Here is an 8,340-nt window from a genome sequence, read left to right on the forward strand (position 1 = left end):
CTTTTCCTCCGTGGAAGAATTGTTGCCTCCTCTCATAGTTAACCTCGTTAAAGAGTTTGGCGGAGGCGTTGGCTAGCCTCCTCAGCTTTCTTTCCTGGAACCCATTTGGTAGGAGGCGAACCACGTTAGTCCTCCTATTCTTGAATTCGATTTCTTTGATGCCCCCTCCCGGTATTGCGGGGGGAATCAGCCTCCGCTCCTCATTCCCAAGAAATTGACCGGGGGAGGGCATCCTGAAGAGAGGTGTTTAGTCTTAAAAAACCTTTCTATAAGGGGGTTATCCATCCCCGGCCCTGATGGGGCGAGGTTTTTCGCCCCCTTAACCCCCATTTTGGTAATTTTTATAAAGGAGTTATTTCTCCTTGTAGTATGTCAAGCGAGGACCCAATACAGCTCCTGAATAATTTAGTTGAGGCCAATAAGGGCAAGATAATGGAGAAAATGAAGAATGTTAACAAGGTATATCAATTCCAGGGAACTAATTTAGAGGCCTTCTACGTGCAGATAAAGGATGGGGCAGTCACAATAATTAAGGGAACGCATCCATCACCGAATCTAGCGGTGAGCATCAGTAGGGATAACCTTGTTAAGCTAATTAAGGGTGAGTTGGATCCCATAAGTGCATTCTTTAAGGGATTATTAATGATAACTAAGGGAAACCCAATGGAAGCAATGGATTTAGTAAACATATTGAAGTAATCCTAGTATCGCCTTGAGACCCTTACCCAGTAATTAGCGTTCTTCTCTGGGCACGCTAGGTCTTTCTCCCCGCCTATTTGAGCAGTGGGTTCCTCATCAATTGGAACACCAAGTATGCTGGCATCCAGCTGCTCCTGTATCTTTATACCGCATTGTTCATCTCCGCTCCAGGGTATCATGATTACGCCAGCGCCTAACTTATCCAATGCCTCCTGTATACTGCTCACATAGTGAATTGACTTCCTTAAATTACTCCATGCCTCCCTCCGCATGTTATCCCCAACCTCCACCATTAATTTCCTAATGAAGTCAACCACGTATTGGCGAGGCACCTCATACTTCTCGCCAGTATCTCTCCTGGCAACTACTGCAGTTTTCTTATCCATATCTCTAGGCCCTATTTCCACACGTATTGGTACGCCCCTCATTTCCCAATCATTGAATTTCCAGCCCGGCGTCTTATCATCGCGCAGATCCGCTAATGCCCTTACTCCTGCTCCCCTAAGCTCTGCCTCAACTTTGGCTGCTTCTCCCTTAGTATCATATCCTTCCTGTGGAATGGGAACTATCACCGCCTGTATTGGAGCTACGTTGGGGGGCAGGAGAAGTCCATTATCATCTCCATGTATCGCCAACATGCTTGCTATAACTCTCTCGGATATGCCGTAACTGGTCGTATGAACGTACTTAGTTGCTCCATCCTTATCCAAGTATGTTACCTCGAAGACCTTGGAGAAGTTGGTTCCAAGGTAATGAACAGTTCCTATTTGTATTGTTTTTCCATCGGGCATTAAGGTATCAAATGCTATGGTGTAGACCGCTCCCGCGAATTTATCCCNCTCTGGCCTCCTTGATATTAGGTATGGAATGCTGAGGTAATCATATATCTTTTTGTATATTTCCATTGCCTCCCTAACCGTTTTCTCGGCGTCCTCTCTATCTACATGAGCCGTGTGAGCCTCCTTGAACATGGAGATCTCCCTAAGCCTAATCATGGGATGCGTCGACTTGGTTTCAGCCCTAAATACGCTTGTTATTTGGTAAACCTTTAGAGGTAGATCGGTGTGGTCCTTTATCCATAACTTAAACATCGGCATCATGGCTGTCTCGCTGGTGGGCCTCAGGATGAGCCTTTCAGGATCCTTGCCGCCTTTAGATACCCAAAAAACCTCCTCCTCGAACCCCCTTATATGCTCGCTCTCCTTGCTGAAGTACTCGAGCGGTATAAATACTGGGAATAGGACCTCGCCGTGGCCGGTTCCATCATGGAGCTCCCGAATTATGTTCTCTACCCTCCGCCTTATTTGTAAACCATAGGGCCTCCATATATATGCGCCCTTGACGGGATATCTATATTCATATAGCTCGGCGTCCATTATTATTTTATTGAACCATTCAATGAAGTTCCTCACTTTCTCTTTCTTGCGTTCCCTCTTTTCCCTAACTATTCGTGCCTGGAACTCGGCAATAGGAATCCCCATTGCCTGAGGCTTCACGGCTTTTTAAACCTTAACTCTGAAAACTTGTAGCCGTCGGAGCGATAATGTTAAAAACCTTAGTTGGATCCAATAGCGATGAGCTTTCTATAACGATATAGTTAAGGAGATGTTGGAGGTATCCAGGCGTTGGCAGAATGAGTGGTACTCGAAGGGGGTGTTTAATGGCGACGTCAAGGAGGGCGCTCCCAAGTACTTCATCACCGTTCCGTATCCCTATGTGCAGGGTCCTCCACATATTGGACATGGTCGCACGTTCACGATAAGTGACATAATTGCTCGCCTAAAGAGGATGCAGGGCTATAATGTGTTGTTTCCAATAGCGTGGCATATAACGGGCACTCCAATTCAATCAGTGGCGGATAGGTTAAGCAAGGGAGACGCGGAGTTAAGGGACCTCTATGAGTGGTATGTTGGGATTTATATAAAGGACAAGGGAGAAATAAGTAGAATTATCGAGTCATTCAAGGATCCATGGAATATAGCGAAATTCTTTGCCAGCCATTATGAGGAGGATTTAAAGTTGATAGGGCCATCAATGGACTTCACGCGTCAATTCACCACGGGTGATCCCGAGTATAGTTCATTCATTATTTGGCAGTACTATAAGCTACGGGACAATGGATTCATAACTAGGGGGAAGCATGTAGTTCTCTTTTCCCCAGCGGAGGGCCAAGCAGTTGGCGAGCACGATATAAAGGGCGGCGACGAGATCAACATAGAGATACTTGAGTTTAACTTAGTTAAGTTTAGGTTGAGTGATGGAAAATATTTGGTGGCCGCCACGTTCAGGCCCGAAACAATATTTGGCGCGACCAATGTATGGATAAATCCAGACGCCACTTATGTGGAGGCCCAGGTGGGTGGGGAAACTTGGATAATATCCAAGCAAGCTGCGTGGAAGCTATCATTTCAAGATAAGGAGGTTAAGGTGATTAGGGAACTCAGGGGGAGGGAATTACTTGGGGCGCGCGTCATTAATCCAGTGACCGAATCATGGTTACCTGTTTTGCCGGCCAGCTTCGTGGATGATGATACAGGCACTGGAGTTGTGTATAGTGTCCCCGCTCATGCTCCCTATGATTACATTGCCTTAGTGGAGCTAGCTAGCGGCGATAATGAGTTCAGCGGCGTTGCTAGAGGCATTTCCCCAATTGGGATAATAAGGGTTGAGGGTTACGGTGAGTGGCCTGCCGCTGATATAGTTAAGCGAATGGGAATAAAGAGTCAATTAGAGAAGGATAAGCTTAACGAGGCAACCAAGATTATCTATAGGGATGAGTATTATTCTGGGGTGATGAGGGATAATACTTCGCTCGCGGGGGTAAGGGTTTCTGAGGCTAAGGAGAAGGCAATTCAATTATTAAAAGGCAAGAATGCTTGGGACATCATGTATGAGACGGAGCCCAGGCTAATACTTACGAGGGGCGGCAATAGGGTCATAGTTGCAGTGATACGGGATCAATGGTTCCTTAATTACGGCCATCCAGAGTGGAAACCAAAAATATGGGAGGCATTTAACTCCATGAGGATAATGCCGGAGTCTTACCGGATTAACTTCGAGTCAACCATTAATTGGCTGAATATGAGGCCATGCGCCAGGAAGAGGGGCCTCGGCACTCGCCTTCCCTGGGATAATGAGTGGGTAATAGAGGCCCTGAGCGACTCGACCATATACATGGCATTCTATACGATTGCTAGGTATGTGAAGAGCAGCGATGCGTCTAAGGTGCTCAGCGAATTGACCTCCAAAGTGATTCAGAGTAATGGCACGGATGAGGATGCCCTTAACAAGCTTCTCTCGTTCTATGATTATGTATTCCTGGGTAAAGGCAAGCCATTAATATTAAGCGAAGTGGCGGAGAAGGCCCGTAGGGAATTCATGTACTGGTACCCAGTTGATCAGAGGCACAGCGGCATAGATTTGATAGGCAATCACTTGAGCTTCTTCATAGCTCACCATGCGGCCATATTCCCACGCGATATGTGGCCTAAATCCATTACCCTGAATAATTTCCTAATACGTAATGGGCAGAAAATGTCGCGGTCCCTTGGGAATGTCTTACCGCTTAGGGAAGCGGTCAGTAATTACCCGCCAGACATGGTTAGGCTCTATATGGCTTATGAGGCGGATCTGGAGAATCTACTTGATTGGAAGGATAATGAAGTGGATGTAGTGCTTTCCAGGTTAGTGGATTTCTGGAGACTGGCAAATGAGATAATAACGATGGGAAAAGCATCGCTGCCCACCAATGAATTAACACTTCCAAGTAAGTGGTTGTTGGGCAAGATCGATAGGCTACTCATTACTGCACCTAAGTTAATAGAGAGCATGAGTATTAGGAAATATGTGCTTGAGTCATTCTTTAATCTGCTTAGTTCTGCGGAGATTTACATGGATGTGAAGGACTCATTACCTGAATTCAGGTCGGTGCTTTGGGAGTTTTTAGGCAAGTGGTTAATATTATTGAGCCCCCTCATGCCTCACATAACGGAGGAATTATGGCATAGAATGGGTAATTCATCCCTAATTTCATTAGAGAAATGGATCACTCCGGCAAAGGAGCCAAGTGATGAGGTGGATAATGCTGTTGATGTAGTATTCAGGACCATAGAGGACGTGAGGGAATTATTGAGGCTGAGAAAGGAGGCAAAGCTGGCTCATATATATGTTGGGCCAAGCAGTGAGCTTTATGAGTTGGTTAGCTTTATTGCAGTTAAGATGGAGGAGAAGAAGGACATGGGATCGATAATTAAGGAAGCCTCAAGCAATCCACGGTTCAATAACATTAAGTCTCGCATACCCGATGTTGCTAAGAGAGTATTTAATGGCCAAATACCCCGCAACATCGTCTCGAGAGAAATGGAGCTGAATGCGTTTAAGTACTTTGGTCCAGTTATGGAAAAGAAACTCGGCATTAAGATAATGATCCACGATGCATTAAATCCAGGCCAGGATCCCGCTAATAAGGCTAAGTCAGCAATGCCGGGCAGGCCGGCAATATATATCGAGTAAAAGCATAATTAAAGCCATGACAAAAGAGAGGCAAGGGTCATCCCTTGAAGGAGAGGTGATTAAATCATTTTTCAAGAGGTCAAAAGAATCCATCCATAAGGGCAAGGATGATTCATTGGCTCTTGGTCACAGTGAAGCTTGAGATATCCACAAATGGGGCCCGCGTTGGAACCTCTACCTCCCACCACCTTATTGGGTATAATGTCCTAGATAGTGCCTGGATATTTCCAAGCATATCGCCAAGTCGACCTGCTAATCTAAGCCTCTTCTTGGACCTCCCCACTATTCTTCCATTTCTTATTAATAATATGGCATCCCGTCCCACGGTGGAGAAGATGCCCTCCATGCTGTTCTGAAGCCTCGTATACCAATTATTGGTGAATAATACTCCGTCTCCACTCAATAAATCATTTTCGTCAGCATCGCCGGGAGCAGTCTCCAAGTTCCATGGCACTGGAAACACCCATCCAGCGTTCCCCGTGCTCTTCGATTTATGGCGATCAGCTAGCGCCGTATTGAAGAGGAGTGTTTTGAATACCCCATTCTCCACAATGGCCTTATCATGTGTTTCATTCCCCTCATCATCGAAGAATATGGGCCTTAAATCGCTCAGCGGCCTATCGTGCAGGGTAAATATGGGCGAGAAAATCTTATCGCCTGGTTTCACCTTGGTGAATATGGAGGAACCGGTCTCCACGGACATGGCCGATGCCATTCTACCCACTAATTGAAGCAGATTAGAGAAAACCATCGGCGAAAGAATGACTCTATGCTTCCCCTCATCGATCTCCACTTCATCCGTTATGGAGGCATACTCATCCGCTTTCCTCAAGGCATTTCTCATATCATTAATGTTAAGCCGGGAACCGGTTGTCGCCCAATGCCCTGTATTATCTCCCTTAAACACCCTGAAATGAGCAGTGTATGTAGTTAACTTCTCTGTTCCCATGAATCCCCCACTAGTTGCGACTTGCCTCTCAATGTTCTCCAGCATAACGACACCGCTCGTCTTCTCAGTCATCATATTAAGTACATCATCTATTAGTTGACTTGGATTCCTTATGCTGCCGATTATGTTTGGGTCACTTACATCCTTCTTGGTCTCCCCTTCATTACGCGGAAGCTTGAAGAAGTATGGCGAAGGGGTTAGGCTCGCATTCGCCTCTTTATCTATATCGCTGGGGGGATTACCTGAGAAACCTATTATTGCCATTTTTCCGCCTGACCCAACATAAACCTGACCATCAACAGTTCTCCATCTCTGTAATAGGGCAATTGAGCTATCCACTACCTTTATCATTAAATTATCCTTGATCTCCATTGCTACAGCCTTTTCCTCAGCCCGTATTGAGCCAAGTATTGAGGCTAATTGATTACTCTCCAAGTTTCTTCACCCTAATGTTCCTAATCCTCATATCTGGTCCACCCATCCATACTGGTACGGCCTGCGAGGGCTCGCCTTTTCCGCACATGCCTGCGTAGAATCTCAATTCATCATCAACGGCATCTATTGAGCTATATATTTCTCCCGTGCTGGCCTCAAGGACTGGATACTTCACCGGATTCCCCACTTCGCCATTCCTTATCTCGTACGCCTCAAGCCCAACATATCTTTGTCCCCACCTTATATCATCTATGTTCCACTCCATATAGCTCTTGAGAAATATTCCATTCCTTACATCGCGTATCAATTCATCTAGTTTCATATTGGATGGCTCGAAAAATGTATTAGACATTCTGATGAGCGGCTCCGATTGGTAATCCATGCTTCTCATGGATCCATTAGGTTCCGCATTCATCTTATATGCAGTGAAGCGGCTTTGAAGCAACTCATTCACTCTTCCATTAACAATCAATCGCTTCTTTCTTGCCTCTATCCCCTCATCATCAACCAAGTAAAAGCCGAGGCTGCCGGGTATTGTGGGGTCATCCGATACATTAACTGCCTCAGAGGCGAATTTACCTGCCGCTAAGTACCCCAGGTAACTCTTACCTGCCTGGGCAGCTTCCCTGCCTAGAACCCTATCCGCCTCGAAGGGGTGCCCAGTTGATTCATGGGCTATTATGCCGGCTATCAAGCTGCTCACAACGACATCCATTTTACCCGTTGGAGGCGCCCTGCCATTTATCAATATATTATCGAGGGACTTTACTTTCTCTATTAGTTCGGCATGGATATTCCATTTATCCAATAATTCCAATCCACCCAGTGCCCCCAACTCATCTGACCACATGGAAATCGTTTCCCCCTTGTTCTCCAGCACCATGGAGTACCTTAACCAGAGGCCCGGCCTCTCTATGTAAGAGAACGTGCCTTCACTATTATGAAAGGCCCGCCTCTCAATAAACTCAAAGAGGGATATATTAAACCTAATCAATTTAGAATTTAACTTCTCACTGCGCACACGGGCATCGATTTCCTGCAGCATCTTTACCTTCTCCTCAACAGATGCATCACTCATGGGCTTTACTTGGGGCACAATCACATTCTTATTTATTGGAGCAGCGGGTTTGAATCCGGTCTCCCAACTTTTTGACTTAATAACGAGCTTATCCACCTTGGGTTCATTAGAGGAGAACACGGTTAAGAGGCCATTATTGAATGACCTAACCAAGTAACCCTCGCTTACCCACGAAGTTTTTCCTGCTACAACTCCATTAACTAATGAAATGCTTGAGCCCCTCTGATAATGGTAACGAGCATCAGAGTACGCTGAACCCTTATCTATTAACTTTCGGAGGTAATCCTCCATAACTTAATCGATGGTTTCTCCTTATAAATATTATTAATGCGCGCACAATAATCTCCAATCCCCTCTTAGGAGACCCCTCCCCAAGGTTACAACATGGGGGTTAAGGGGGCGGAAAGCCTCGCCCTTCAGGGCGGGGGATGAGTAGTCCCCTTATAGAAAAGTTTTTTTAAGCCTAAACACCTCTCTTCAGGATGTCCTCCCCCGGTCAATTTCTTGGGAATGAGGAGCGGGAGCCGATTCCCCCCGCAATACCGGGAGGGGGCATCAAAGAAATCGAATTCAAGAATAGGAGGACTAACGTGGTTCGCCTCCTACCAAATGGGTTCCAGGAAAGAAAGCTGAGGAGGCTAGCCAACGCCTCCGCCAAACTCTTTAA

The 8,340-nt window shown here is 46.0% G+C and carries 6 protein-coding genes and 1 pseudogene; 3 read left to right on the forward strand and 4 right to left on the reverse strand.

Annotated features, from left to right (window positions below; genetic code table 11):
• Nucleotides 1-232 (reverse strand): annotated as a pseudogene (locus tag AT710_08240).
• A 137-nt stretch (nucleotides 233-369) separates the two neighbouring features.
• Between AT710_08240 and AT710_08245 the strand changes: the two are divergent.
• On the forward strand, nucleotides 370-699 hold the full coding sequence (locus AT710_08245) for a hypothetical protein (protein ID KUO90788.1): 330 nt from the start codon (nucleotides 370-372) through the stop codon (nucleotides 697-699).
• 2 nt (nucleotides 700-701) lie between these two features.
• On the opposite strand, the gene AT710_08250 is transcribed toward AT710_08245, so the two are convergent.
• On the reverse strand, nucleotides 702-2,180 hold the full coding sequence (locus AT710_08250; GenBank protein KUO90789.1) for a proline--tRNA ligase: 1,479 nt from the start codon (nucleotides 2,178-2,180) through the stop codon (nucleotides 702-704).
• 124 nt (nucleotides 2,181-2,304) lie between these two features.
• Here AT710_08250 and AT710_08255 point away from each other — a divergent pair, with 124 nt between their 5' ends.
• Nucleotides 2,305-5,211 (forward strand): leucine--tRNA ligase, encoded by a 2,907-nt coding sequence (locus tag AT710_08255; GenBank protein KUO90790.1) that lies wholly within the window; start codon nucleotides 2,305-2,307, stop codon nucleotides 5,209-5,211.
• Between the two features lie 112 nt (nucleotides 5,212-5,323).
• On the opposite strand, the gene AT710_08260 is transcribed toward AT710_08255, so the two are convergent.
• A complete protein-coding gene (locus AT710_08260) occupies nucleotides 5,324-6,595 on the reverse strand; it encodes a hypothetical protein (protein KUO90791.1) in 1,272 nt (423 codons plus the stop codon).
• Nucleotides 6,585-7,964: a hypothetical protein gene (locus AT710_08265; protein ID KUO90792.1), complete on the reverse strand. Its 1,380-nt coding sequence runs from the start codon at nucleotides 7,962-7,964 to the stop codon at nucleotides 6,585-6,587. The genes AT710_08260 and AT710_08265 overlap by 11 nt, the downstream gene beginning before the upstream one ends.
• 191 nt (nucleotides 7,965-8,155) lie before the next feature.
• Here AT710_08265 and AT710_08270 point away from each other — a divergent pair.
• Nucleotides 8,156-8,340 (forward strand): hypothetical protein (locus AT710_08270; GenBank protein KUO90793.1); only part of this gene is annotated, 185 nt, incomplete at its 3' end.

This window comes from Thermocladium sp. ECH_B (assembly GCA_001516585.1).
GTDB lineage: Archaea > Thermoproteota > Thermoprotei > Thermoproteales > Thermocladiaceae > Thermocladium.